This is a genomic window from Cryobacterium roopkundense (genome assembly GCF_014200405.1).
Lineage (GTDB): Bacteria > Actinomycetota > Actinomycetes > Actinomycetales > Microbacteriaceae > Cryobacterium > Cryobacterium roopkundense.
This window is the reverse complement of record NZ_JACHBQ010000001.1, coordinates 4,183,406-4,209,471: the sequence shown is the minus strand read 5'-3', so window position 1 is coordinate 4,209,471 and position 26,066 is coordinate 4,183,406. Positions and strand designations below refer to the sequence as shown.

The 26,066-nt window shown below is 65.8% G+C and carries 25 protein-coding genes; 11 read left to right on the top strand and 14 right to left on the bottom strand.

Annotation, left to right across the window (positions count from 1 at the left end):
- Nucleotides 1-48 precede the first annotated feature (48 nt).
- Together BJ997_RS19530 and pheA are read right to left on the bottom strand one after the other, a co-directional pair.
- Nucleotides 49-666 carry a hypothetical protein gene (locus BJ997_RS19530; protein WP_152602301.1) on the bottom strand — a complete coding sequence of 206 codons (618 nt, stop codon included), beginning with the start codon at nt 664-666 and terminating at the stop codon, nt 49-51.
- Nucleotides 627-1,571, bottom strand: a complete 945-nt coding sequence (pheA, locus tag BJ997_RS19525) for a prephenate dehydratase (protein WP_035838406.1) — start codon at nt 1,569-1,571, stop codon at nt 627-629. Before pheA ends, BJ997_RS19530 begins: the two co-directional genes overlap by 40 nt.
- A 35-nt stretch (nt 1,572-1,606) precedes the next feature.
- On the opposite strand from pheA, the gene pgm reads away from it, so the two are divergent.
- Complete coding sequence (gene pgm / locus BJ997_RS19520) at nt 1,607-3,223, top strand: phosphoglucomutase (alpha-D-glucose-1,6-bisphosphate-dependent) (protein ID WP_183323691.1); 1,617 nt, start codon at nt 1,607-1,609, stop codon at nt 3,221-3,223.
- Nucleotides 3,224-3,395: 172 nt separating this feature from the next.
- On the opposite strand, the gene BJ997_RS19515 is transcribed toward pgm, so the two are convergent.
- The 3 genes from BJ997_RS19515 to BJ997_RS19505 all read right to left on the bottom strand — a co-directional run bounded on the left by BJ997_RS19515 (nt 3,396) and on the right by BJ997_RS19505 (nt 6,363).
- The gene (locus BJ997_RS19515; protein ID WP_052542523.1) at nt 3,396-4,088 is read right to left on the bottom strand and encodes an amidase domain-containing protein; all 693 of its coding nucleotides are present in this window, start codon (nt 4,086-4,088) and stop codon (nt 3,396-3,398) included.
- A gap of 133 nt (nt 4,089-4,221) precedes the next feature.
- The gene (locus BJ997_RS19510; protein WP_035838404.1) at nt 4,222-5,430 is read right to left on the bottom strand and encodes an amidase domain-containing protein; all 1,209 of its coding nucleotides are present in this window, start codon (nt 5,428-5,430) and stop codon (nt 4,222-4,224) included.
- An 84-nt stretch (nt 5,431-5,514) separates the two neighbouring features.
- Nucleotides 5,515-6,363 carry a M15 family metallopeptidase gene (locus BJ997_RS19505; protein ID WP_052542522.1) on the bottom strand — a complete coding sequence of 283 codons (849 nt, stop codon included), beginning with the start codon at nt 6,361-6,363 and terminating at the stop codon, nt 5,515-5,517.
- A 92-nt stretch (nt 6,364-6,455) separates the two neighbouring features.
- Here BJ997_RS19505 and BJ997_RS19500 point away from each other — a divergent pair, with 92 nt between their 5' ends.
- Nucleotides 6,456-7,871 (top strand): GH1 family beta-glucosidase, encoded by a 1,416-nt coding sequence (locus BJ997_RS19500; RefSeq protein WP_035838402.1) that lies wholly within the window; start codon nt 6,456-6,458, stop codon nt 7,869-7,871.
- 195 nt (nt 7,872-8,066) lie between these two features.
- Here BJ997_RS19500 and BJ997_RS19495 read toward each other — a convergent pair whose 3' ends face one another.
- The 3 genes from BJ997_RS19495 to BJ997_RS19485 all read right to left on the bottom strand — a co-directional run bounded on the left by BJ997_RS19495 (nt 8,067) and on the right by BJ997_RS19485 (nt 10,830).
- Entirely contained in the window at nt 8,067-8,750 is a 684-nt protein-coding gene (locus BJ997_RS19495; protein ID WP_183323226.1) for a hypothetical protein, read from the bottom strand.
- Between the two features lie 155 nt (nt 8,751-8,905).
- Nucleotides 8,906-9,829 (bottom strand): LLM class F420-dependent oxidoreductase, encoded by a 924-nt coding sequence (locus BJ997_RS19490; RefSeq protein ID WP_035839679.1) that lies wholly within the window; start codon nt 9,827-9,829, stop codon nt 8,906-8,908.
- Complete coding sequence (locus BJ997_RS19485; protein ID WP_084141707.1) at nt 9,826-10,830, bottom strand: DNA-methyltransferase; 1,005 nt, start codon at nt 10,828-10,830, stop codon at nt 9,826-9,828. Before BJ997_RS19485 ends, BJ997_RS19490 begins: the two co-directional genes overlap by 4 nt.
- A gap of 35 nt (nt 10,831-10,865) precedes the next feature.
- Between BJ997_RS19485 and BJ997_RS19480 the strand changes: the two genes are divergently transcribed.
- Nucleotides 10,866-11,168 (top strand): GNAT family N-acetyltransferase, encoded by a 303-nt coding sequence (locus BJ997_RS19480; RefSeq protein WP_035839676.1) that lies wholly within the window; start codon nt 10,866-10,868, stop codon nt 11,166-11,168.
- 18 nt (nt 11,169-11,186) lie between these two features.
- On the opposite strand, the gene BJ997_RS19475 is transcribed toward BJ997_RS19480, so the two are convergent.
- The 3 genes from BJ997_RS19475 to BJ997_RS19465 form a co-directional block, all read right to left on the bottom strand.
- On the bottom strand, nt 11,187-11,495 hold the full coding sequence (locus BJ997_RS19475; RefSeq protein WP_052542663.1) for a hypothetical protein: 309 nt from the start codon (nt 11,493-11,495) through the stop codon (nt 11,187-11,189).
- An 80-nt stretch (nt 11,496-11,575) separates the two neighbouring features.
- Nucleotides 11,576-12,625: a lipoate-protein ligase LplAB gene (locus tag BJ997_RS19470; protein ID WP_035839673.1), complete on the bottom strand. Its 1,050-nt coding sequence runs from the start codon at nt 12,623-12,625 to the stop codon at nt 11,576-11,578.
- Nucleotides 12,626-12,704: 79 nt separating this feature from the next.
- Nucleotides 12,705-13,580 (bottom strand): alpha/beta fold hydrolase, encoded by an 876-nt coding sequence (locus BJ997_RS19465; protein ID WP_035839672.1) that lies wholly within the window; start codon nt 13,578-13,580, stop codon nt 12,705-12,707.
- 72 nt (nt 13,581-13,652) lie between these two features.
- Here BJ997_RS19465 and BJ997_RS19460 point away from each other — a divergent pair, with 72 nt between their 5' ends.
- Together BJ997_RS19460 and BJ997_RS19455 are read left to right on the top strand one after the other, a co-directional pair.
- The gene (locus tag BJ997_RS19460) at nt 13,653-14,123 is read left to right on the top strand and encodes a MarR family winged helix-turn-helix transcriptional regulator (RefSeq protein WP_052542661.1); all 471 of its coding nucleotides are present in this window, start codon (nt 13,653-13,655) and stop codon (nt 14,121-14,123) included.
- A 5-nt stretch (nt 14,124-14,128) separates the two neighbouring features.
- On the top strand, nt 14,129-15,484 hold the full coding sequence (locus tag BJ997_RS19455; RefSeq protein WP_183323689.1) for an MFS transporter: 1,356 nt from the start codon (nt 14,129-14,131) through the stop codon (nt 15,482-15,484).
- A 4-nt stretch (nt 15,485-15,488) separates the two neighbouring features.
- Here the strand turns inward: BJ997_RS19455 and BJ997_RS19450 are convergent, their stop codons facing one another.
- On the bottom strand, nt 15,489-17,033 hold the full coding sequence (locus tag BJ997_RS19450) for a glycosyl hydrolase family 18 (RefSeq protein ID WP_035839667.1): 1,545 nt from the start codon (nt 17,031-17,033) through the stop codon (nt 15,489-15,491).
- Nucleotides 17,034-17,251: 218 nt separating this feature from the next.
- Here BJ997_RS19450 and BJ997_RS19445 point away from each other — a divergent pair, with 218 nt between their 5' ends.
- The 4 genes from BJ997_RS19445 (at nt 17,252) to BJ997_RS19430 (ending at nt 20,995) form a co-directional block, all read left to right on the top strand.
- Complete coding sequence (locus tag BJ997_RS19445; RefSeq protein WP_084141704.1) at nt 17,252-19,591, top strand: glycosyltransferase family 2 protein; 2,340 nt, start codon at nt 17,252-17,254, stop codon at nt 19,589-19,591.
- Between the two features lie 108 nt (nt 19,592-19,699).
- Nucleotides 19,700-20,317: a phospholipase A2 family protein gene (locus tag BJ997_RS19440; protein WP_052542660.1), complete on the top strand. Its 618-nt coding sequence runs from the start codon at nt 19,700-19,702 to the stop codon at nt 20,315-20,317.
- Nucleotides 20,318-20,334: 17 nt separating this feature from the next.
- Complete coding sequence (locus BJ997_RS19435; RefSeq protein ID WP_035839665.1) at nt 20,335-20,625, top strand: hypothetical protein; 291 nt, start codon at nt 20,335-20,337, stop codon at nt 20,623-20,625.
- A gap of 73 nt (nt 20,626-20,698) precedes the next feature.
- Entirely contained in the window at nt 20,699-20,995 is a 297-nt protein-coding gene (locus BJ997_RS19430) for a hypothetical protein (RefSeq protein WP_035839662.1), read from the top strand.
- An 80-nt stretch (nt 20,996-21,075) separates the two neighbouring features.
- Here the strand turns inward: BJ997_RS19430 and BJ997_RS19425 are convergent, their stop codons facing one another.
- Nucleotides 21,076-22,785 (bottom strand): IS1634 family transposase, encoded by a 1,710-nt coding sequence (locus BJ997_RS19425; RefSeq protein WP_035840983.1) that lies wholly within the window; start codon nt 22,783-22,785, stop codon nt 21,076-21,078.
- Nucleotides 22,786-22,989: 204 nt separating this feature from the next.
- Here BJ997_RS19425 and BJ997_RS19420 point away from each other — a divergent pair, with 204 nt between their 5' ends.
- Both BJ997_RS19420 and BJ997_RS19415 read left to right on the top strand, forming a co-directional pair.
- A complete protein-coding gene (locus BJ997_RS19420) occupies nt 22,990-23,685 on the top strand; it encodes a hypothetical protein (protein WP_035841156.1) in 696 nt (231 codons plus the stop codon).
- Between the two features lie 22 nt (nt 23,686-23,707).
- On the top strand, nt 23,708-24,475 hold the full coding sequence (locus BJ997_RS19415; RefSeq protein ID WP_183323686.1) for an HNH endonuclease signature motif containing protein: 768 nt from the start codon (nt 23,708-23,710) through the stop codon (nt 24,473-24,475).
- Nucleotides 24,476-24,521: 46 nt separating this feature from the next.
- On the opposite strand, the gene BJ997_RS19410 is transcribed toward BJ997_RS19415, so the two are convergent.
- Nucleotides 24,522-26,009 carry a peptide MFS transporter gene (locus tag BJ997_RS19410; protein ID WP_035839518.1) on the bottom strand — a complete coding sequence of 496 codons (1,488 nt, stop codon included), beginning with the start codon at nt 26,007-26,009 and terminating at the stop codon, nt 24,522-24,524.
- Between the last annotated feature and the right edge of the window lie 57 nt (nt 26,010-26,066).

Here is a 26,066-nt window from a genome sequence, read left to right as displayed (position 1 = left end):
GGGGCGTAATCTCCGTCGAATTCGCAGGAGGGGGAGCGGCTGGGCGGGTCAGCGGCGGGCGGCGCGCCAGTGCCAGGCATGCCAGAACAGCAGGCCGAGCATTGTTGTGATGCCGGCTGCCACCATTGCGGGAGTGAGTGACCAGAGGAATTGCTGAATCACCATGTCGAAAGGCATTTCCGCCGTGCCGGAGAAATTGCTGTTGTAGGACCGCGTGGCCGCCTGCACCTGCAGCCAGGAACCCCCCAAGAACAGCGCGGGGCCAAGAACCCAGAGCGCAAGGATGAACGGGTTGAACCTCGACGGCTTGCGCGGCGGCACGAGCGCGGCCTCCTGCAGGTGCGTGTCTGCCAGTTCGGCGAGGGGCGGGGCCTGCTCTTCGGCGACGTTCAGGTCGGCGAGGTTCTGCCGCAGGGTGTCCGCCTCCGTGCGGGCACTGGGGCCGCCGCTCGGGGCGCTGCCGGCCCGGTGACCGGGCACGGAAGCGGATGCCGCGGCGGGCGCCTCTCGAGCGGGCGCTGGCGCATCCGCTGCCGCCGTCGGGCGCGTGCCCGGCGTGCTGCCGGCCTCGTAGCCGCGCTGGAAGACGGCGTCGTGCCGGGGGTCGAAGACCGGCTCGTGGGCCATCAGGTTCTCGGCTCGCCCGTGATCAGTTCGGTCAGCCACTCCCGGGCCTCGATGAAGATCTCGTTGTCGTAGCGCGAGGTGAACTCGTTCGGCGCCTTGTCGGCCCGGGGATACGAGCCGAGGAACAGCACATTCGGGCTGAAGCGGCGCAGCCCGAGCAGCGCGTCGCTCATGCGCTCGTCGAGAATATGGCCGTCGGCGTCGATCACGAAGCGGTACCGGCCGAGGGCGTCGCCGATGGGACGCGACTGGATCAGGCTCAGGTTCACGCCGCGGGTGGCGAACTGCTCGAGCATGTCAAGCAGCGCGCCGGAGCGGTCTTCGGGCAGCTCGACGATGATGCTCGTCTTGTCGGCGCCGGTGGGCGGCGGGATCTCATTCGTGCGCGCCACCAGAACGAACCGGGTGACGGCGTTGGGGTTGTCGCCCACATCATGGGCGAGCTCGACGAGGTCGTAGTGCTTGTCGATTCCGGGTGGGGCGATCGCGGCATCGGCGAGGCCGTTCTCGAACAGGGAACTCGCCGCGGCGACATTGCTCGAAGCGGGAATGTGGCCGTGGTTGGGAAGCGTCGCCTCGAGCCAGACGCGGCACTGCGCGTAGGCGACCGGATGCGCGTTGATCACGCGCACCTGCTTGAGCGTGGTGCCCGGACGGGCGACGATCACGAACTTCACCGGCACGAGGTACTCGCCGATGATGCGCAGGCCGGGCACGCTCGCGAGGGCGTCCTGCGTGGCGGAGACACCGCCGTCGACTGAATTCTCGATGGCGATCATGGCGGCGACGCTGCGTCCGGACACGACGTCGGCGAGCGCTTCGCCCACGTTGTTGACCGCGCGCCACGGCTTGCCCTGCGCCTCCGGCACCTGGGCGAGGGCCGCTTCGGTGAAGGTTCCGGCGGGGCCCAGGAAGCTGTACGTCACATTGGGGGTCTCTGGCATGGCTCACAGCCTACTGTGGGTGCCAGTATGGGCACATGAGTGAACGCGCAGGAACACCCGCCCAGGAAACAGATTTGATCGATGTCGACGCATTGGTGAAGGCGTACTACGACCTGAAACCCAATGTGGATATCCCCGCCCAGCGGGTTGTCTTCGGCACGTCGGGGCACCGGGGTAGCTCGCTCAACACGGCGTTCAACGAAGAACACATCATCGCCACGACCCAGGCCATCGTGGAATACCGCGCGGGCCAGGGCATCACCGGGCCGCTGTTCATCGGCACGGACCCGCACGCTTTGAGCGGACCTGCCTACACGACGGCCCTCGAGGTGCTCGTGGCCAACGGCGTGCGCGCCCTCGTTGACGAGTTCAACGACTACGTGCCGACCCCCTCGCTGTCCCACGCGATCCTCGCCTACAACCGCGCGGAGCACGGCGACCTGGCCGACGGCATCGTCGTGACCCCGAGCCACAACCCGCCCATGGACGGCGGCTTCAAGTACAACCCGCCCCACGGCGGACCGGCCGACAGTGACGCCACCTCGTGGATCGCGAACCGCGCCAACGAACTCATCGCCGGCGGGCTGCAGGACGTGAAAATGAGCGAGCCGAGCGCTGTCGAGACCTACGACTTTCGCGGCAACTACGTGAACGACCTCGAGAACATCATCGATATGCAGGCCATCAAGACCAGCGGCATCCGCATCGGCGCCGACCCGCTCGGCGGCGCGAGCGTGGGCTACTGGGGTGCCATCCGCGACCGGTACGAGATCGACCTGACCGTGGTCAACCCGCACGTCGACTCCACCTGGCGCTTCATGTCCCTGGACTGGGACGAGAAGATCCGCATGGATCCCTCGAGTGCGTCGGTGATGGCATCCGTCGTGGCCCACAAAGACGAGTACGACCTACTCACCGGCAACGACGCCGACGCCGACCGGCACGGCATCGTGACGCCCGACGGCGGTCTGATGAACCCGAACCACTTCCTGGCCGTGGCCATCGACTATCTGTACAGCCACCGCGAGGGCTGGCGAGCGGATGCCGCCGTCGGTAAGACGCTCGTCTCGTCGACCATGATCGACCGGGTGACCGGCTTTCTCGGCCGCGACCTCTGGGAGGTGCCTGTGGGCTTCAAGTGGTTCGTTCCCGGGCTGATCGACGGCTCGGTGGCGTTCGGCGGCGAGGAGAGCGCTGGCGCCAGTTTCGTGCGCTTCGACGGCACAGTGTGGACCACCGACAAAGACGGCATTCTGCTCGCGCTGCTCGCCGCCGAGATTCTCGCGGTGACCGGCAAAACCCCGAGCCAGCGCTACGCCGAGCTCACGGAGCACTTCGGCTCGCCGTCGTACGCCCGAGTGGATGCCGCGGCGACGCCAGCGCAGAAAGCCGCGCTGGGCAAGCTCAACGGTGACGCCATCACGGCGACCGAGTTGGCTGGCGAGAAGATCACCGGAAAGTTCAGCGTTGCCCCGGGCAACGGCGCCGCGATCGGCGGCGTGAAGGTGACCACCCAGAACGCGTGGTTTGCGGCCCGGCCGAGCGGCACTGAAGACGTGTACAAGATCTACGCGGAGTCGTTCCTCGGCGACGAGCACCTGCGCGCCGTGCAGCTCGAGGCCAAGGCCATCGTGGACGCCGCGATCGCGTAGCGGGTCACGGGGTCTCGATCGCTCGTGCCTCGCGCCTCGACCAGCGGGATTCGCTGGTCGAGGCGCAACTAAGGAGCGATCGAGACCACGCGAGCCGAGCCTCCCACCCATTCGCTGGTCGAGGCGCGACGAAGGAGGGATCGAGACCACGCGAGCCGAGCCTCGCGCCTGGCTAAGGGATAGACCAGTAGTACGCGGTACCGCCGGGGTGGTCCACTGTGATCGCTGTGTCGACCGAGCGGAAGTCGGAATCCAGCGTGTGCCCGGCAAATGAGATCGAGATGGTGTCGCCGACGCGCTCAACCTTGGTGACAACTCCCGTATGGTCACGGTCACCGGAGTTGTCCCAGTCGAACTGCGCGATGTCGCCGACCTTCACCTGATCGCGCTGCTGGTCCGTCAACGCAGTGGCCCTCCCTGAGTCGGCCAAGTAGCGCATGAGCGCCGTCGAACTGCGCCACGCGGCTGATGCCGCATACGCGTCGCCGGTAAGCGGATTGTTCCAGGTCGCATCCATGGCCCAGCCGCGCTCAATGAGCGTCTGGCTGGCGAAGTTGACGCAGTCGTTCTCGCCGAGCACACCGTATTCGGCGGCGTTGTAGTTCTGCCAGTGCACGAGCGCGTAGTCCACTTGGGCCTGAACGGCGGGGTCAAGGGGCGGGGCGGTGGGAACGGGCACCGGGGCGGTGGTGACCTGCGGGGTGGCGCGCGGGGCGGCATCCGTTTCGGTGGGGACCGGTGTCGTAGCCGCCGTCGGCTCCGACGGGTCGGTCACCGCCTGCACGACCAGGGCCGTCGCGCCCACGACGACCACGGCGCCGACGACCGCGGCCGCTCCGACCCTCTGCCACCGGGAAAAAACCACAACTGCCTCAATTCGTAGGTGAGCCGGCGAGAACCCCCGACCGGACGACTCAAGACAACCACATGCGGCCCGTGCGGCGCATCGCGCCGGGCCCCCATGCAGCACTCTGTGTGGTTACTGCTGCATGTGACCGCTATTTCACGCTGAAGTACGACACCGTTCCGCCGGAGTTGGCGAGCGACTCGTCGACGGACTTGTCGATGGTATCGAACGTGTGGCCGGCGTACTGGATGGTGACGCCGGCATCCGTCTTGGTGACACTCGTGACGATGCCTGTGTGGTCCCGGTCGCCCGAGCGGTCCCAGTCGAACTGCACGACGTCGCCGACCTTCACCTGGTCGCGCTGCTCGTCGGTGAGGGGCGTCGCCCGCTCGGGGTGCGCCGTGAGGTACGCGGCGAAGGCCGTGGAGCTCGCCCACGCCGTGCTGTACATGGCGCCCTCGGTGCTGAAGTTCCACTCGGCGTCCATGGTCCAGCCGCGCTCGATGAGCGATTGGCTCGCGAAGTTCACGCAGTCGTTGCCGCGAATGCTTCCGTATTCCTCAGTGTTGTAGTCGTTCCAGTGCGCGTTCACGTAGTTGATCTGTGCGGTGATGCGGGGGTCGGGCACGTAGCTGAAGGTGAGTGCCTGCGACACAGCGGATGCCGCGGGCGCCGGCGTGGCCGTGGGGCTTGGGCTGGCGCTCGGCGAGGGGCTCTCCGTGACGACGATCGGAGTGCCGGCGGCGTTGAGGAGCTCGACGGGCACGACGCCAGGGTCGAAGTCGGTCGACGGCGGGGTCTGGATGGTGATCGTGGTTTCCGTGGCTTCAACGACGGTGCCGGCGTTCGTACCGAAGGTGACGGTGGCGACGGTGTCGAGGTCCGCGCCGGTGAGGGTGACGACGGTGCCGCCGGTTACCGGGCCGGTCGATGTGCCGTCGGCCGGAATCGGGGTGACGGAGTCGGAGGCGACCATGCTGCTCACGGTGGGCTCAGGCTTGGCGACGGGGGCGGCGGTGACACTTGCCGACGGTGTCGGCGTGGACGCGACGCTGGATGCGGAGCTGGAGGCGCCGGCCGGGGAATCCGAGTGAGCGAGTGCGATGCCGACGGCGATGGGGGCGCAGGCGAGGGCCATAACGCCGGTCAGAACGAGGTGGCGGGTCTTCTTGGGAGCTGCGGCAGCCTCGACGCGGTGCCGCGGCTGAGTGCGGGCCTCGCGGCGGGTGAGGGGCTGGGGAGCTTCGAAGGACTCGCGGCGCGGGGGGCTGCGAGGGGTGTGTGCCAGCTGGTTGCGGAGCTGGGCGCGGGTCTGGTTGTGAAGCTGGTCGCGGTGTTCTGGAGTGAAATTTGGGCGCACGGATTCGTTTCTTTGTCGCTTATGGGATGCCTCCACCTAAACACGGCGCCCTTGGCAATCCCCTGAGTACGACCCTCGGCGGCCTCAGGGATACCCGGGAGCGGGCGGCAGACCGAAGAATTCCTCGAGAGTCGTGATGCCTCGTTCGTGCATGTCGGCGGCGAGGTCGGTGCCGATATAGCGAAAGTGCCAGGGCTCGAATTCGTAGCCGGTCACCGGCACCTTGTCGGCCGGGTAGCGCAGCAGAAAACCGAAGCGCCCGGCGTTCTCCGCCAGCCAGCGACCCTCGGAGGTTTCCCCGAAGCAGGCGTTGAGGGAGCAGCGGCCCGACACTGCACCCACATCAATGGCCAGGCCGGTCTGGTGTTCGCTGCTGCCGGGGCGTGCGATGCCCGAGTCGGCAGACGCCGTTCCCCGTGCGGCCACGGCCGCGTCGTACACGCGGGTCTGCGCCGCGAACCCCCGATAGGCGCTGTTCGAGGCGAGCGTGAGCCCGGCCTCGTCGCGGGCCGCCGCGAACATGTTCACGACGGCACCGGATGCCTCTTGCCGCAGCTGCGGCTGCCAGGTGTGCGCCACCGGAACGGCCACGAGGTCGGTCGGAGAATAGTCAGCGGGCCGGAGGGGGCGCTGCTTGTTCACGACCACCCACAGGCTCGCCGGGTCTTCGAGCGAGAGCGCCGTGCCCCCGAGTACCGGCACCGGCGCTTGCAGAGCGGCGGGAGCCGGGCGCGGCGTGGCGGAGGCGAGCGGGGCATCCGCTGTCGGGGTTGTGCTTGATGCTGGCGCGCTGTGTGGTGTGCCGCTGCGTGTCGTGCCGCTCAGCGCGCCCCCGGCGACGGATGCCGCAGCGAGCATCACGAAGGCCAGGATCGCGATCAGGCGGTGGCGCGCCGGCCGCGATACCCCGCCGGGCCGAGCAATTTCTGGCACAATTTCGAGCTTAGCCGGGAGCTCGCACCGCCCGACGTCGCCATGCGTCGGGCGGTCGCCACGGAGATGCCCGTGCACGGTAACGTGACCCTATGTCAGAGCGCGAGTACACACAGGGCACGTGGCCGCACGGGTTTATCTGGGGATCGGCCACGGCCGCGGCACAGGTGGAGGGCGCCGCGCACGAGGGCGGCAAGGAAGACTCCATTTGGGACGTTTTCGCCCGCCTGCCCGGGGCCGTGTATGGCGGCCATGACCTCGAGGTCGCCGACGACCACTATCACCGCATGCCCGCCGACGTGCAGATCATGAAGCGGCTCGGCCTCGACAGCTACCGTTTCTCGGTGAGCTGGGCGCGCGTGCGCCCGGGCGACCGGGCAGTGAACCCCGAGGGGCTCGACTTCTATTCCCGGCTCGTGGACGAACTACTCGAAGCGGGTATTCTGCCGTGGCTCACGCTCTACCACTGGGATCTGCCGCAGGCCCTCGAAGAGACCGGCGGCTGGGCCGACCGCGACACCGCCTTCCGGTTTCGCGACTATGCAGCGGATGTCTACGCGGCGCTCGGCGACCGGGTCACCCACTGGACGACCTTCAACGAGCCGTTCTGTTCGTCGCTGCTTGGCTATGCCTCCGGCGTGCACGCGCCGGGCCGGCAGGAACCACGCGCGGCCGTCTCGGCCGTGCACCACCAGCACCTCGCCCACGGCCTCGCCGTCGGCGCCCTGCGCTCCGCCGGCGCCGAGCACCTCGGCATCACCCTCAACCTCACGAACGCGATACCGCGCGACGCGGCCGACCCGGTGGACGTCGACGCGGCCCGCCGCCTCGACTCCCTCGCGAATCGAATCTTCCTCGATCCGATCCTGCGCGGAGCCTACCCGGCGGACACCCTCGCCGACCTCGAGCCGTACGGCCTCGCCGATGTCATATTGCCGGGCGACCTCGAGATGATCGGCGCCCCGATCGACTTCCTCGGCGTGAACCATTACCACGACGACCTCGTGAGCGGCCGTCCCAACGCGTCCGACGCCGACAGCCACTCCGGCGGAGCCGACCGCGAGGCGGGCTCGCCCTGGGTGGGTTCGGAACACATCACGTTTCCCAGCCGCGGGCTGCCGCGCACGGCCATGGACTGGGAGATCAACCCCGACGGCCTGCGGTCGTTGCTTGTGCGCCTCGGTCAGGAATACGAGGCCCTGCCGCCGCTTTACATCACGGAAAACGGCGCGGCTTTCGACGACACTGTCGCAACGGATGGCGCGGTGCACGACCCCGACCGCAGTCGCTTCATTCGCGACCACGTCGCATCCGTCGCCGAGGCCATCGCCGAGGGCGCAGACGTTCGCGGCTACTTTGTCTGGTCGCTCCTGGACAACTTCGAGTGGTCGTACGGCTACGACAAGCGCTTCGGTATCGTGCGTGTGGACTATGACACCCTCGAACGCACGATCAAGGACAGCGGCCTCGCCTACGCGGCCCTCATCGCCGCCGCCCACGAGGCCTGACTCGCCTCCCGTCCCGTTCCTCTCGCATAACTCCTGCAGATTTTGGGCCGGTCGCCGTTTGGCCGCGGAATCATGCGGGCGTGCGGCTCGAGCGTGCCGATTTGCAGGAGTTATGCGCGAACGGCGGGCGGGGGCGCGCAGAAACGGGCCCGTCGCGTGTGCGACGGGCCCGTTTCTGTTGTGAGGTGAGGGCTGTTACTTCGTGGCGACCGTGATGGTGGCGATGCCGACGAGGAGCTGGTCGGCGACGGCGTCGGTTCCGAACGTGGTGTTCAGCAGGCCGGCGGCGTCGGCGGAGATGTGGACGGTGGTGCCGGTGAGGATGGCGTTGTCGCCGTCCATCTCGAGGGGCTTCAGGGTTCCGCCGTAGAGGTCGAAGACCTTGACCTGGGTGGCGGCGGACTCGCCGTTCACGGCCACGTCACCGAAGAGCTCCGAGGTGCCGGGGTCGATGGTGAAGTTGGTCAGTTCCACGACGGTGTCGCCGGCGGTGAGGGAGAAGCCGGAGCCTTCGTGCTCGAGGGTGCCCTGCACGTAGGGGCGCACGGTGCCGTTCGGGTCGTAGTAGTCAACGTTTCCGCCGGTGATGGGGAAGTGCAGGCTGCCCTCTTCGAGGGTGGCGCCTCCGATGACGCCCGGCGTCAGGCCGAGGGTTCCGAGAGCGGCGGCGAAGTCGGCGTCCAGGAGAACGGCCGTGTCGACTCCGGAGAGGCTGGGGATGGATGCGAGGGGAGCCTCGGGGGTAGCGGAGCTGGAGCTCGAGGAGCTCGTGGCGCTGGAGGAGGACGTGGTCGCGGCGTCGGTTGAGCAACCGGCGAGGACGGCCATCAGAATTCCGGCGGAAGCGAAACCGATGGTGGACTTGGCGAATGTACGCATGATGAGGGATTCCTTGTCTGTGTGCTGTGATGGTGTGGGGTGGTGATGAGGTCTGACTGGTGTTCGGTTCCACCCTCGAAAAGGTTTGGAAACCCACCAACCTGTTACCGTTCCGTTACCAACTTCAGCAAACACACAGGGAACTCCCCCGCCGATCAGCGCAGCTGCGGCACAACCTCTGAGGCAATGAAGTCCAGGTGGTCGAGGTCGGACATGTCCATGATCTGCAGGTACACGCACTCCACGCCGTCGTTTGCGAGGGCACCGAGCCGGTCCACGATCTCCGACGCGGTTCCCGCGAGGCCGTGCTCGCGCAGCTCGGCGGGCTCGCGACCCACCGCCGCCGCCCGCCGCGAGAACTCCGCCTCGTTAGCCCCGGCCACAGCGATGAGCGCCGCCGAGTATACGAGCTCGCGGGGGTCACGACCGATGGCTTCGCACGCCGCACGCACGCCGGCGAACTTGCCCGCAACATCCGCAAAGTCAGGAAAAGGCAGATTGAACTCGGTCGCGAAGCGCGCGGCCAGGGCCGGGGTGCGTTTGGCTCCACCGCCACCCACGATCACCGGAACGCGCGATTGGGTGGGCTTGGGCAGCGCAGGCGAGTCGACGAGCGCGTAGTGCTCGCCGGCGAAGCTGTACGTCTCGCCGACCGGCGTGCCCCAGAGGCCAGTCACGATCTCGAGCTGCTCTTCGAGCATGCCGAAGCGCTTGGACGGGAACGGGATGCCGTACGCGAGGTGTTCCTTCTCGAACCAGCCCGTGCCGAGACCGAGTTCGACCCGCCCGCCCGACATCTGGTCGACTTGGGCCACCTGGATGGCGAGAATGCCCGGCAGGCGGTAGGTGACTGACGACACGAGGGTGCCCAAACGGATGCTCTCGGTTTCGCGGGCGAGACCCGCCAGCGTGGTCCAGGCATCCGTGGGCCCGGGCAGTCCGATCTCATCGCCCATGAACATGTAGTGGTCGCTCCGGAAGAACGCGTCGAAGCCAAGTCGCTCGCTGGCCTGGGCCACCGCGAGGATGTCATCGTAGGTGGCGCCCTGTTGGGGCTCGGTGAATACGCGGAATTTCATGGATTCAGTTTCTGGTCTGTGGTTGGTGTTGGTGGCGCGATCGGGGCCGCCGAAGCAGGCTCGGTACCCTCGACCCCGACGGTGACGCCTGGGAAGAAGTCAACCTGCTCTCCGTATTCGGTGCCGGCGAGGAAGTCGGTGTCGACGCGCGGGCCCAAGCGGGCGCGCATGACGGTCATTGAGTCAGGGTTCTGGTCTACGAGCACGAACTTGCGCCCGAGCGAGGCTGCCACCGCGCCGGTGGTGCCGCTGCCGGCGAAGAAGTCGAGCACCCAGTCCCCCTCGCGGCTCGAGGCCTGGATGATGCGGCGCAGAATGCCGATCGGCTTCTGGGTGGGATAGCCCGTTTTCTCCTTGCCGGTGGGTGACACGATGGTGTGCCACCAGACATCCGTTGGCAGCTTGCCCTTGGCCACCTTTTCGGGCGTGACGAGGCCGGGCGCCATGTACGGCTCACGGTCGACCGTCGTGGAATCAAAGTAGTACGTGGCCGGGTTCTTCACGTACACCAGGATGGTGTCGTGCTTGGTAGGCCAGCGGTTCTTAGACTTCGCGCCGTAGTCGTAGGCCCAGATGAGCTCGTTGAGAAAGCAGTCCCGGCCGAACAGCGCGTCGAGCAGCACCTTGGCGTAGTGCGCCTCGCGGTAATCCAGGTGCAGGTAGAGCGTGCCGTCGTCGGCGAGCAGGCGCCAGGCCTCGATCAGCCGTGGCTCGAGCATGGCCCAATAGTCTTCGAACTGGTCGTCGTAGCCGAGCAGGTCGCCCTTGATGCGCTCGTAACGCAGGCCTTTGAAGCCCGTGATCGTGCCTTTGGCCTTGGTTCCGGCGCCCACGGCCGACCGAACCGAGGTGGTGGTCTGCCTGGTCTGCGGCCGGCCGGTGTTGAACGGCGGGTCGAGGTAGATGAGGGTGAATGCGCCGTCGGGAAAGTTCGGGAGCACGTCGAGGTTGTCGGCGTGAATTACCCGACTCGGACTTGTCGGAGACCACGCAATTGGCATCCTTCTATTCTGTCAGGTCAGATTATGATGTCGGGATGACTGACGACCTGATTCCCGAGGTGCGGCACGACGAAGCTCGTCGCCGCTATTCGCTCGTGATCGGCGATGACACCGTCGGCATCGCCGACTACGTCCTGACGCCGCGCGAGGTGCGCTTCACGCACACCGAGATCGATCCGCGACGAAGACGCCAAGGCCTCGCCGGAATTCTGATCGAGCACGCGCTCACCGACTTCTGCACGAATTCGCGTCTCACGGTGGTGCCGCAATGCCCGTATGTGGCCCGTTGGATCGACGATCACGCCGAATACCAGGACCTGTTGACCCGCGGGCGGTAGCTGCGCCGAGTTGCTGAGCTAACGGCGTACGCGGTCGTTCGCCACCGGGCGTTCCACGTCGATCACGATGCGGCCGTCGTAGATGCCGGAGTCGAAGGCACCCCGGTCGCCGGCCAGCGGAGCCGGGGCGGGCAGCACGGTCTGGCGGTCCATCTCGACCGCGGCTTCATGGCGGCTCGGGGCGAAGATCTCGTCTCCGATTCCGAGCACGCTCGCACCGCTGCCGCGTCGGGAGTTCTTGTTCGACAGATCGATCCAACCCAGGCGGCTCGCCACATAACCAAGCAGCACAATGCCCGCCATACCGAGGAGAATCCACCAGTTCATCTCACCAGCTTACATTTTCGGCGGCGTTTTCGAGCGGATGCGGCCGCTCACGCCCCTGGAACACCGGTGCGGCGCGCGGGCTAGGGCACTCGGGTGAGCCAGGCATCCGTGCTGAATTTGCTCTGCACGAGGGCCTCGGCCTTGGCGTATTCGTCGTCCGTGATATCTCCCACGGTGGCACCGTACAGCCCGGTGAAGGTGGCCTTCATTCGGTCGATGATGTCGCTGCGGCTGAGGCCGGTCTGGCTGCGAAGCGGGTCCACGCGCTTGGCGGCGCTCGTGATGCCCTTGTCGCTGAGCTTCTCACGGCCGATGCGCAGCACCTGCACCATCTTCTCGCCGTCCATGTCGTAGCTCATCGTGACATGGTGCAGCACGGCACCACTGCCGAGGCGTTTCTGCGCGGCGCCACCGATCTTGCCCTTGGGGCTCGTGATGTCGTTGAGGGGCTGGTAGTAGGCGTCGATGCCGAGGGATTTGAGGGCCGTGATCACCCACTCGTCGAGGAAGGCGTAAGAATCGGCGAAGGTCATGCCGTGCACGAGGTCGGTGGGCGCGTAGATCGAGTAGGTGATGGCGGAGCCGGCCTCCATGAACATGGCCCCACCCCCGCTGATGCGGCGAACCACCGTGAAGCCGAACTTGGCGGCGTTCTCGGGGTCGACCTCGTTGCGCAGCGACTGGAAGCTGCCGATCACCACGGCTGGCTCGTTCCACTCCCAAATGCGCAGCGTGGGCTGCCGGCGGCCTTCGCCCACCTCGATGGCGAGCACCTCGTCGAGGGCCATCTGCAGCACCGGGGCGACCGCCCTGGAGTGGATGATCTGCCAGTCATAGTCGCGCCAGGTGCTCGCCTGCACGAGGGAACGACGCACGGCCACGGCCACGGCTTCCGGGGAGAAGCCGAGCAGTACGGCGTTCTCGGGCAGGGCAGCGCGCACGGCGGCGGCGATGGTGGGTGCGTCGCTGTCGGCGGGCAGGCCGGTCACGGCAGCGTTGATGTGCTCGAGCGCGTCGTCGGGTTCGAGGAAGAAGTCACCTGCCAGCCGAAAGTCGACGATCGTACCGTCGATAACATCGAGATCAACCACGACAAGCTTGCCGCCAGGAACCTTATATTCACCGTGCATAACGCCAGCCTAACTGCCCTCCGCCCCGCGAAATCGACGGAGATTTGGCGCGGTATCGGGCCGATGCATGCGGAAACCGTCAGTTTGGGCGGGAATCTCCGTCGATTTCGCGAACGGGCGCCATGCGTTCGGTGAGCCAGGCCACCAGATCGGCGAAGACCTCTGCGCGGTTCGTCTCGTGGAACACCTCGTGGCGGGCCCCGTCGTACACGATGAGGTGCAGGTCACGCAGTCCCGAGCGCTCGGCGTAGGCCTTCATGAGTCGCAGTGCGCTGCGCTCCCCACCCACGGTGTCGTCGCTTCCGACGAGCATGAGAATGGGCAGGTCCGGCGGTAGATCCTTGGCGGGGCGGCCGAACAGGCGGGCGGCCTCACGTACCCCGAAGAGCTTCGCGAGCGGCGTGGTCGTGGTGAGCGGATCGGCGATGAACTCCTCGGCCACCGCCGGGTTGCGGCTTAGCCACTCGGCGCCCGTGTTGCCGAGCTTCTTGTGCCGGCGGTTGAGATCGCCTCCATCGAGGTAGCCCGGCCACCGGTAGGCGGTGCCGCTGAGCACGACGGCGTCGTACTCGGCGGCATGCTCGTTCACGATGATCTGCGCCATGAACGATCCCCAGCTGTGTCCGAGCAGAACGAGGGGCAGGTCGGGGTGCTTCTCACGAATGATCGTGCTCAGCTGGTAAACGCCTGCCACGGCCGCGCGCAGGCCGCCGGGGCCGAGGCTTCCGATCTTGGCGCGGTCGCCGTGGTGTTGGTCGAGACCGGTCTGGCCGTGGCCGAGGTGATCATCGGCGTACGCCGTGTAGCCGGCCGCGTTGAGCGTGGTGGCCAGCTCCGCGTGCCGCAGGGCATGCTCCCCCACGCCATGGGCGATCTGCACGATGGCACGCGGTTGGTCTACGGCCCAGACGTAGTAGGTGACGACGAGACCCGAGGCATCCGTGTATGTAGGCACGGGATAATTCTGACACTCTTATGTGGCAGAACGGGAATAGTTAGCATTGCTAATTGGCTAGGCTAATTAGACATGCTAACGGAAACCACACCTCACCCCTCTGCGGACTCCCCCGACCACCAAAGCACAGTGGCCGAGCTGAGTCACGACTTCCGGCTGGCCAACGGCCGTCTGGCTCGCCGCCTGCGACAGGAGAAAGTCGACAACGAGCTCAGCGCCGGCCAGTTCTCGGCCCTCGGCGCCCTCTTCGTGCAAGGCCCGCTCACTCTGCGCGCCTTGAGCGATCACGAGCGCGTCACCCCGCCGTCCATGAGCCGCACGGTGAACGCCCTCGTCGACGCCGGCCTTGTGCACAGGGCAGGATCGTCCGAGGACGGTCGCAAGGTGGAGCTGACCGCAACGGATGCCGGGCTCGCCCTGATGCGCGAAACACGCAAGCGCCGAGACGCCTGGCTCGCCCAACGAGTGGTCGCACTCAGCCACGAGCAGCAGCGAGTTCTTGCGCAGGCGACAGTGATCATGAGGGAGCTCGCCGACAGTTGAGTGCCATGTTCCGCTCCCTGAGCGTCGTCAATTACCGGATCTGGTTTGCCGGCGCCCTGGTGTCGAACATCGGCACCTGGATGCAGCGCACCGCCCAGGACTGGATCGTGCTCACCCAACTGACGGACTACAACGCCACGGCCGTGGGCATCACGATGGCCCTGCAGCTCGGACCACAGCTCGTGCTGATGCCGTGGTCCGGCCTGATCGCCGACCGCTTCAACCGCCGCAAGCTGCTGATTCTCACCCAGACCCTGATGGGCCTGCTCGCCCTCGGACTCGGTATCCTCACGGTGACCGGCCTCGCGGAACTCTGGCACGTGTACCTCTTCGCGCTTGGCCTCGGAGTCGTGGCCGCCATCGATGCCCCTGCCCGCCAGACCTTTGTCTCAGAGCTCGTCTCGGAAGACAATCTCTCGAACGCAGTCGCCCTGAACTCGGCGTCGTTCCACGGCGCGCGCCTGATCGGCCCCGCCGCGGCCGGCCTGCTCACCGTCGCCGTCGGCGCGGGCTGGGTTTTCATGATCAACGCCGTCACGTTCGCTGCGACGGTGTTCGCCATGACGCTGTTACGCACCGCGCAGCTGCGAAAAAGCCCCAAGGCCGGCCGGGAACGCGGTCAGCTGATGGCCGGTTTCCGCTACGTGCGAGGCCGCCCCGACATTGTGGTGGTGATGATCGCAGTATTTTTGATCGGCACCTTCGGCCTCAACTTCGCGATCTTCACCTCGACCATGGCCACGATCGAATTCGGAATGGGGGCGACCGAATTCGGTCTCTTGAGCTCGATCATGGCGATCGGCGCCGTCATCGGCGCGCTGCTCGCCGCGCGCCGCAGCCGGGCCCGGCTGCGGCTGATCGTGAGTGGTGCGGCGCTGTTCGGCTTGTCCTGCGCAGTTGCCGCCGTGATGCCCAGCTATTGGACCTTCGCCGTATCGCTGGCCTTCGTGGGGCTGTCCTCGCTCACCCTGATGACCACTGCAAACGCTTACGTGCAGACCTCGACCCGCCCGGAGATGCGCGGTCGGGTCATGGCTCTCTACATGGCGATCTTCGTGGGCGGCACGCCCCTCGGCGCCCCGCTCGTGGGCTGGGTCGCCGACCAATACGGGCCGCGCTGGGCACTCGGCCTCGCCGCGGCGTCCGGCCTGCTCGCGGCCGCCGCGATCCTGTTCTGGATGATCCGTTACCGAGAACTCCGCCTGCAACTGCGGCTGCGCACGTCACCACGGATGCTGCTGCATCACGCCGGCGACGGACGCCCCGCTCCCGTCGGCCTCGCGATCGATGACGAGATGGAACGCGACAGGGAAACGGCCACCCGCGAGATCGCCATCGTGGAAGCCACCGCACCGCGATAAGTGACTACCGGGCGTCGAGGATCTTTTGTATGTCAGCGTCGGACAACAGCAGCCAGGGCGAACTGTCGGAACCGTCCAACGACGCTTGCGGACTGTCCCCAAGGGTCCACCATTTGGCTTCGAAAGCGCGGTCGCCGAGGAGCACGCGCTCACCCTGCTGATAGACAACCGAGCTCGACCAGCCGTCGTAGGTTCCCGGGGGCACCACGAGAACGACGGCCGGGCGGTCGCCGGGCAATACAGGCCCGATCAGGTTCCACGGCGCCGATGCCGCGTTTACCAGCGGATTGTCCGGCTGGTCGCCCAGGGTGAACCACTTGGCGGAGTAGACGTGTCCGTGCCAGACGATGCGGTCGTTGGCGACGTAGGAATTGTCCGCCGCCCAGATGGGGTATGGGCTCGTGGCGGGGTTGTCGGCCACCAGCGTGGGCACGGGCGCCGGCGTGCTCGGGACCGGGGCGAGTCGGTTGGAGAACCCGAGGGACAGCACCTCGCCGAAGCGCAGGTCACCCTGCTCCACGCCGCTGCAGGAATCGGACACCCGAGTGAGGTCGGGATAATTGCCACCGCAGGTGCGGTCCCTGTTGAGCGACCATGCCGACATCCGCCCCACGCCGTTGTCCTGGGCGTAGGCGTTGAGCAGGGTCGCGTCTCGCAAACCGAACACCTCTCCGGGCTCGTCGTTCTGGCCGATCATCGGCGTCAGGCCAATTTTGCGCCAGACCGCGCGGGTTCCGAGATCCTGGCCCGCGGAAGCATAGGCGTCCCCGATCTGGGAATGGGTGGCCTCGGCCGCGGCGACGGCTGTCTCGTACATGGTTTGTGAGGCGTCACGACTGCTGCCGTAGTCCATGACCATCAGGTTCACACCCGCGAGGTCGACGTTCGCCGCGAGCATCTGGCGCACGGCTGTCGTTCCGGCTTCGGTGAGACCTGTCGGGGAGACCGGAAGGGTGAGCCAGACAGCCAGCGGCGCATTCTCGGCAGCGCGAGCCTGCTGTACCGCCGCGATCGCGGTGGCGCGTCGCGCCCCCGCCTCGCTGTCTCTCAGGTTGTCTCCCTCGATGTCGAGGTCGATCGTTGCCACGTCGTAGCGCGTGACAACGGCCGCGTAAGCCTTCTCCAACTCGCTCGGTGAGGTGCACACAGTGGCGAGTTCGTCATTGAGCAGACCGCCGAAGGAAATCGCCACCTCGCCACCGGATTCCGCGAACCGGGCGATGCGCCGGTCGAGGTCGCGTCCCTGACCAGACTCGCCGGGCGCGAAGAATGTGCCCCACGAGGGGCTGCACGTGTCTTGTTCGTCGGCCACAATGAACGACAGCATCGCACTCTGGCCGTCATCGGTCGTGGCGGATTCGAAGGAGAATTCCGGAATCGCCGTGACGTCGACGTACCCGGCGAAGAAGGAATCCCCGGTGGAGGCCGCCTTCGCGTCTTCAATCTGGTTCAGGCCGAACACACCCCCACCCACCACAATCGCGGCCACGCACACCACTGCGGCGACGCGCACGATAGACAGCCGTCGACCCGGAAAACGTTGGCTCACGATTCTTCTCCAATTTCACGCCCTCGACGAACCGAGGAACACGATGATTACCCCCAAGAAAAAACACACCGGCGAAAGACCAGCCTTTTCGGCATCCCCCACCTACAATGTGCATTTGCCCCGAACGCGGCGTCCGTACCCTATTATGGGGGTTACATTGGCAACAGACGCCCCTACTGCGTAATACGCCAGCCAGCACGCGCAGCCCAAGGGGGATCATGTCTGACACGACAGTGCCGACCATCGAGTCCGGACCAACCGGCGAGATCGGCCGATCGGTGTCCGTAGTTTCCGCACGTCGACGCCAGTGGGGAGCTGAAAAACGCCCCGAACCGCTCTCGATCGTGCATCCGATCCCATCGTCTCGCAAGATCGCCCTGGGCCGGCTCGGCATCGTGATCACGATCCTCGCCTGGATGAGCTACGTCGTCACCACGATCATCGCCGAGCTGATCAACAACCCGAACTCGGGCTCCCGGTTTCAGTTCGAGGCGGTTTCGTACCTCATCGTCGTCACCATGTTGACGTTTTCGGCGCTGATGTACCTCCTCGCGCGGCAGGGCGCGCTCTATCGCTTCCGCGACCACGAACGGGTGCCCCGCGGCGAACTCGACCGTCATTTCGAGAACTACGCCGAGGCGATCACGGTTCTGGTGCCGTCGTACGCCGAGGAACCCCGTGTCGTGCGCGGTACGCTCTGGTCGGCCGCGCTGCAGGAATTTCCCGACCTCTCCGTCGTACTGCTCGTGGACGACCCGCCGTACCCCACCGATCCCGCCATCATCGAGCGGCTCGACAGCACGCGCGCCCTCGCCGACGACATCGCCCGGGCGCTTGCTGCGCCCGCCGAGCGATTCGCGCTGGCCAGCGCCGCATTCCAACAGCGGATGCTGCCCGCCCACGCTTCCCTCGACGGCGAGCTCCCGCACCTGATCGCGGAATACGAAGCAGCCGCCGCGTGGCTCGAGGAGATGGCCCAGGCGGAACTCATCGAGGACCACGTGGATGACTTTTTCGTGGACTCGGTATTGATGGGGCTCGCGAGCGAACTGAGGCTCACCCTGCTGGGGCTGGAATCTGCCCTCGTGCAGGGCGGGTCCCCTGACCGTGACAACATCCTGCGCCTCTACGCCAGGCTTACCTCAATCTTTTCCGTGAAAATGGAGACCTTCGAGCGCAAGATGTACGCCAACCTCTCGCACGAAGCCAACAAGGCGATGAACCTCAACTCATACATCTCCCTGATGGGCGGGCGCTGGCACCGCGACGAGAACGCCGGATCTATCGTGCTGCGCGCATCCGCTTACGAGGCCGACGACGATCTCGTGGTGCCCGACACGATGTACGTGCTGACCCTCGACGCGGACTCGCTGCTGCTGCGGGACTACTGCCTGCGCCTGGTGTATTTTCTGGAGTCGGCCGGCAACGAACGCGTGGCCGTGACGCAGACGCCATACTCGTCTTTTCGCGGCGCACCGACCCGCATCGAGCGCGTTGCCGGGGCGACCACCGACATCCAGCACATTCTGCACCAGGGCATGACCTACTACGGCGCCACATTCTGGGTGGGGGCGAACGCCGTCATTCGCAAGCGCGCGCTCGAGGACATTGTGGAGGTCGAGAGCGTGGGCGGCTTCGAGATCCGCACGTACATTCAGGACCGCACGGTGATCGAAGACACCGAGTCGAGCGTCGACCTGGGCACGCACGGCTGGACCCTGGCCAACTACCCGGAACGCCTCAGCTACAGCGCCACCCCGCCCGACTTCGGAGCCCTGGTGGTGCAGCGACGCCGCTGGGCGAATGGCGGCCTGCTGATTCTGCCCAAGCTGTGGAACCAAGTGACACACCGGCGGTTCAACCGCGAACGTGTGCTCTTTCGGGAACTCCTGTTGCGGGTCAACTACATGGCCTCTATCGCGTGGTCGAGTTTCGGCCTCATCTTTCTGCTGGCCTACCCCTACGACAGCCGTCTGCTGAGTCCGCTGGTTTTCTTCGCCGCCCTGCCCTATTTTCTAGCGATGGGCAGCGACCTCCGGGAATGCGGGCACCGCTTCAGCGACATCTTCCGCATCTACGGGTTCAACCTCGTCTTGCTTCCGGTCAACCTCGCCGGCGTCTTGAAGTCGATGCAGCAGGCCATCACCGGCGAGAAGATCCCGTTCGTGCGCACGCCCAAGGTGAAAGACCGCACCGCGGCCCCCGCCCTCTACGTGGTCGTTCCGTACCTGATCGTGGCCTTCTCCGTGCTCACAGTCTGGCGCAACGTCGACGCCGGCAACTGGGGCAACGTGGCCTTCGCTGTGCTGAACGCCGTGCTCGCCGCCTACGCCATCAAGGCCTATATAGGCCTGCGCAACTCGATCGTGGACGTGTTCCTCGCCATGCTCAGCTGGCTATACGTCGCGCCTCGCAAACCGAAACAGGCCGCCCCGGAATTCCTGCCGAAGGAGCCAATGGACATCGACTGGGCCTCCGTGCTCTACTACGGCGACCGCCGACTTAACCGCAACCTGCGCGGCGGCTCCGACCGTCGTCGTCGCGCCACGGCCCGCTAGAGCCCGCCGGAAGTTTCTTGACGCACCAGCACGCAAACGCATAGGGTCGCTACCACATACATAACTGGGTGACGTTTGTACTGAAAAGCTTGCGGGGGTTCCACGATCGTGATTAGTCCGACCGAGTCATCACCGAAAATACATTCAGTTCGCGCCATCCACGCCTGGCTCACTTTCACAGTTGTGGTGGCTCTCGCCCTCGGCTTCTCACCTGCCCCCGCGGCGCAGGCAGCGGCAGTGGCCCCCGTGCCGGTCGCCGCTGGCGCACCGGACAAGACCGGAATTGAGCAATTCGATGCCCAGGTGTCCCTGGCCCTGCAGTACATGCGCACGGCACCGGATGGGTCAACGTACTTCGACGTGACAGCGGCACGCGTCGGCGGGGCGGATGCCGCCACCCTGGCAATCGGCGAGATGATCAACAAACTCGCCGCCGGCCAACGGGGTTCCGGCGACGGCACGATGACCACTATGGCCGGCGTTCCGATCTGGGGAAATTGGTGCGGCCCTGGCCACGGCGGCGGATCGGCGGTCGACGTATTGGATTCCATCTGCCAGACCCATGACCGCTGTTACGAAGATCGCGGCTACTTCGCGTGCTCCTGCGACCGTAAAATCGTCGCCGACATTCGCAACAGCATCCATCTGATGACGAGCGGGGAAAAGGCCATGGCCGTTGCCGTCAGCACGTATTTCACCTATTGCCTGTGTAACCCGTTCAGCTAGGACTGGAGCCTTTTCCCATGACGAGCTCAGAAGCAACCCGTGCAGGGGCGACTGCCGGTCGTCGGCCGATTGTCACCTGGTCGCTGATGAGTCTCGCCGTGGCAGTGGTGGCGCTCATGCCGGACTGGACCGGTTCCGGTGACGCGAGGCCGCTGTGGATATTCGCGGTCCCCGTCGTCTTGGGGTTCATTGGCGCGGCATTCGCCGTGCGTGCCAGCCACCCGTGGTGGGCGGTCGTGTCCGCGCTGTGGGGCTTTGCGTTGATCCAGGTTTTGGTTGTCATGGTCACGCTGATAAGCGGACCTTAGCCGATGTCGACCGGCATCGCGGGAGCTGTAGGACGAGGGCAACTTCGGTTCGATGACATCGAAGGACTGGCGAATGGCTGACCCCCTGACATACACGAAGAAGCCTCGCAGCTATTCCGGCACGGCCATAATTTGCTTCGCGAGTGCCGCCCTGTCGTTGACGCTCCTGATGCTGGTTCCAGTGCTGGCCTTTTTGGCGGCCGTGGCGGCTGTCGTCAGCGGGGTTGTCGCACGAGGAGAGCTCAAGGCCAATCCGAGCATGACAGGTTTTGGGCTGTCCCTCGCCGGGTTCCTCCTGGGCGCCGGCATTCTCGGTGTGAAGTTCATCCCCACGATCGCGGTCTGGCTCCTGGTGGCGGCGAATACCTAGCGGGAGTTTCCTAGCTAGCGTTGGTCAGAGTTGTGGATGTGCTGGTCAGCTTTGATTTTTGCTGCTGTGTTGTGTATGACCTAATTCTTCTTCGGGGCCCACTTGGCGAGGTTGAAGATCTCGGCAAGCTGGTCCTGGGTGGGGGTGGTTGTGGTGAGCATGCGGCGGGCTTTGGGGCGCCCGCCGGTCGAGGGGAAGATCATGACGGTTTCCTGGATTTTCTCGAGCTGGTCGAGGAGCTCGCGGACCGAAAGATGCAGACCTGCGTGCTCGGCTTGGCGGCGCATGAGGTGCGCGATTTGGAGGGCGAGGACGCAGGTGAAGGTGTGCACGCGGATGTTGTGCTCGGTCCGGTGATGCATGGGTGAGAACGACACCACGTGGGGGTCTTTGAGCTGTCGGAAGCTGAACTCCGCATCGGACTGGGACCGGTAAGCGGCCACGACGTCACTGACTGGCCAGTCGTCGTGGTCGGTGACGAGGATGCGTTTGCCAAACACCTCCGCCTCGAGCATCAGGCGGGCATCGTCGTCGACGGTGAACGTCAGGTGGTGCGTGGCCGGCGTGGTGCCGGTCAGGTCCCAGATCAGGACGCGGCGAACCCAGGCGTCGTGAGTGATCGACCGGATTTCCTCTGCGACCTGCTCGGTGCTGCGTCGAGTTTTCCCGCGCTCCAGCGTCGCCGCGAGTTCGGTCAGGAGACCCTCGGCTTTGTGGAGGGTTTGCGCGAATCCGACGGCTTGTTTCTCGTGCAGGGTCGGGGAGTGCGTGAGAATCACACGGCGTTCGGAGCCATAGACAACCCGTCGGGTCTCCACGGCGCTGAGTCCGCCGAACCTGTCCGTAGCGACGATGCGACGGTCGCTCGCGGGCAGCGCGAGGAGATCGGCGACGATGGATGGCGGGATGGAACCCACAAACGCGAGCCCTTTGGCGGTGACGTGGGCGAAGTTGCTGAGGGAGTTCTGGCCGGCGTCGAAGACGACAGTCATCTCCGCCGGCGTCGCCCGGCCAGCCTTCGCGGCCAGGGCCGCGTGCCGGGAGCTGAGCAGATCAATCATCAACGGGAACTGCGTGACGTCGGGCTTGTTCCCGGGATAGGCATGGGCAACCAGGGGAACGCCGCCATCCCGGGTGACGACCAATCCCAAACCGACCAGGCGCAGGTCGGTGCGTTTCTGTTTCGCTTTGCCGCGCTGAGCTATAGGGGCGAGGGTGTTGGCGGAATCGATGTAGGTCGCGAAGTTGGTCATATCCAACGCCAACGCCGAAATGTCCAGGTTGAAGGTGGTGATCATCGCGACCGCGAGGCGCTGCTCAATCTCGGCGAGCTGATCCTCGGTGACTTTATGCATCGCGTCCCAGAACCGGCGGTGATCCAATACACTCGCCGGCACCTTCGTGAACCGGTCCGCGGCGGTGCTTTTCCACCAGTCCGCGAAGCCGAGCTTCGACGTGGGGGCGACGACCCGGTTCAGCGCGGCCAATGCCAGATAGGTCCCCACCGACGCTCCCGCGTCGCTGCGGCGCGCACCGACGACGGAATCGATGATCCCGGCCACGTCGAGTCGGTTCACGATTTCCCAGACCGCGGCCGTGTCTCCGAAGCCGAGGTGCTGCGTCTTCGACGGCAACGATTCGGCCTCGCGGGCGTCATGCAACGCCTCGATATCGGCCGCCGAACCGAGATAGCGCTCCGAGACCATCTTGGGCTTGCCGTCGACGCGCGCCATCTCGCGCAGGTACCAGTACGGCTTCCCGTTGATCGTCTTCTTATACAAACTAGCCATACTTTAGGTCATACGCTCGCAAGGACCAAAAGTCACGCCACCACGCCGAAGAACGCCAGACCAGCACAGAAATTCGACTCGGCGCAGTCTGGCGTCCCTGAAATAGCTAGGAAACTCCCGCTAGGAATCGCGACCCAATTCTCGTGTCGCGCAGGGGCTGCAGCGGCCCGGTCGAGTGTCGGTGGTGCCTGTCACACTTCTCTCATGACAACCCCTATCGAAGTCGTTTTCGTTGATCTGGCCGGGGCGTTAGCCCGGTCAGATACGTCCGCGAAAGCGTTCGCGGAGCTGTCCGACGACGGGTCGGAGAGCACCCACCGGGCCATCGCCCGCCACCTACGTGAAGTCACCGCGGCCTACGCCCTCTCGGCGGCGAACATGGCCAACCGATCCGACTGGACACTCGGCAGAGAAGGACTGTCACGAAAGAAGGGCTACAACAGCCCCGAAGACTACGTACAAGCCCTCGGCGGCGGAGGCGGAGGCACCAAGGCAGACACCCGCCGCCTCATCGAGGCCGGCACCATGGCCACCGAAGCCGAAGCCGCCAGGGACAGGCAGGACGAGGCCGACCAACAGGCCCTCGAGCACCCGGAGGCCCCGCCGGTGGAGGTGCACCGGCCCTGGTTCGCTCCACTGGGCGACGCCGTCACCGACGGCACGCTCAGCGCCGAAGCCGCCACGGCCATTCGCCGGGGCCTCGGAGAACCGGCCATCGGTGTCACGGAGGAGATGCTGGCCGAAGCAGTTGCGCATCTCCTTACCGAGTGCCGCACTGTAAACGCCGACCAGGCCGCGAAGGCCGCGAGGCACTGCCGGGACTCGATCGACGCCGCCGGGATCGCCTCCCGCGCCGACGCCATGCGAGCCCGGCAATACCTGCGGGCCGGCACTGGATAGGTACAGTGACAAGCCCGACGGCATGCTCCACGGCAGCTTTGAGCTCGATCCGGAGAACGGGGCGTACTTCAAGGACTTCCTGCAGCAGGTCATCGGTCCGCGCACCGGCGGCCCCAGGTTCGTGGAGAAGGGCGAGAAGGAACGAGCGCAACGCATCATCGACGACCCCCGCTCAACCGACCAGATCGCCGCCGAATCACTCATCGAGGCCATCAAGGTCGCAGCCGGCGCCGACCCGGGCACAATCTTCGGCCGCATTCGGCCGTCTGTGAAGCTCGTGGTGATGGAGGCACCGGCGCCCGCAACACCTTCCTCGGCGCTGGAGTTCCTTGGAGACGGATTCATCGAAGGAACCTCGAATGCGGCGACCGCCGCCACGATCGACAGGGCCCTGTGCGACACCGGATTCACCCCGGTGCTGTTCGGCCGCGACGGATCGGTGCTCGACGTCGGACGGGAGCAACGGCTCTTTACGCAGCCGCAACGCGTGGCGTTGGCGCTTCGGGACGGCGGGTGCATGTGGAAGGACTGCCTGAAACCACCCAGCTTCTCCGAAGCACACCACCTACACCAGTGGAAGGCAGACGGAGGGCTCACCAACCTCGAGGAGGGCATCCTGCTCTGCAGCCCCCACCACCTCCGCCTCCATAATGACGGATGGAAGATCATCCGCCTCGGCACCGTCTTCTGGTTGATCCCGCCGCCCGCAACCGACCCCGCCCAAACCCCGATCCTCCTGGTGAGCAAATCACCGCTGAAGTTGGGGTCGCCGCTCCGGCTCCCGGCGTAACAGCACCGCAGCGGCAGCGGAGTGGGGCTGAGCGCGTTCGGTCTGGCTAGCGCACGCCGCCCATCAGGCGCAGAACGGGGCGTGCGATCAGGGCCAGGAGAACGCCGAGGATGATAGCGATGCCGCCGAGAACACCGAAATAGACCGTCTCGGGCACGGTTTCGTACCACTGGGCGAGAAGGCCCGACATCGCCGAGCCGAGCGCGACCGAGAGGAAGAACAGGGCGACCATCTGCGTCTTGAACACACCGGGGGCGAGCTTTGTGGCGACCGAAAGGCCAACTGGCGACAGCAGCAGCTCGGCGATCGTGAACACGAAGAGGATTCCCACAAGCGCGAGCAGAGGCGTGGAGTTGTCGCCGCCGCCGACGAACGGCAGGAATAGCAGGAACGCGGCACCCATAACTCCGGTTCCGATCGCGAACTTGATCGGCGTGGAGGGCTGCTTGGTGCCCCACCAGGTCCAGAGAGCGGCGAACGCTCCCGACAGCAGGATGATGAAGACAGGGTTGATCGACTGCACCCACGAGACGGGCATCTCCCAGCCGAACAGTCCACGGTCGAGTCTGTCGACGGCGTACAGGGTGACCACGGTGAACTGCTGCTGGTACAGCGACCAGAACGCAGCACTCGCGATGAACAGCGGAATGAAGGCGTACACGCGGTTGCGCTCGACGCCGGTGACCTGCTTGTTCGTGAGGATCACCGCGAAGTACACGACCGTCGCGACGATCGTGAGACCGATCACGATCGTGACGAGGTTGCTCGCCGTGATGACGCCGGTCATGGAGAGCACCACAATGACGGCAACGGCCGCGAGGGCCAGCGCTCCGTACGCAGCGAAACGCGCTCTCGGAAGCGGGTCGTGCACGATGCGCGCGGAATCGGGCAGGCGCTTGCGTCCGAGAGAATACTGCACAAGGCCGATGGCCATACCTACGGCTGCCAGACCGAAGCCGTAGTGGAACCCTACGGTGGTCTGCAGCAGCCCCGTGAGGATCGGGCCCATCAGGGCGCCGAGGTTGATGCCGAGGTAGAAGATGGAGAATCCGGCGTCGCGCCGAGTGTCGTCCGGGGCGTAGAGCGTGCCCACGACCGACGTCGCGTTCGCCTTGAGCCCCCCGCTACCGACAGCGATAAGAAGGAGGCCGGCCGTCAGCCCCGGGATTCCGGGGAGCAGGGCGAGCGCAATATGCCCGATCATGATGACGATAGCGCTGTAGAAAAGCACACGCTCGGAGCCGAGCAGGCGGTCGGCGATCCAGGCGCCGAGGATGGTGGACAGGTACACGCCGCCGCCGTACGCACCGACGATTCCGGCGGCCGTCGCCTGCGGAATCCCGAGTCCGCCCTCGTTGACGGAGTAGAACAGGTACAGCAACAGGATGCCCTGCATGCCGTAGAAGGAAAAACGCTCCCACATTTCGACGCCGAAGATGTTGGCGAGCGAGCGGGGCTGTCCGAAGAATCCGCGATCCTCGTGGGACGGTACGGGAGTTACTTCTGTTTCAGCATCGTTGGTGATGTTACTCATTGCTTGACTTTACCCCGCAGCCTCGCCGCGAAACTGATGGTCTCTCAGGTTGCCGAG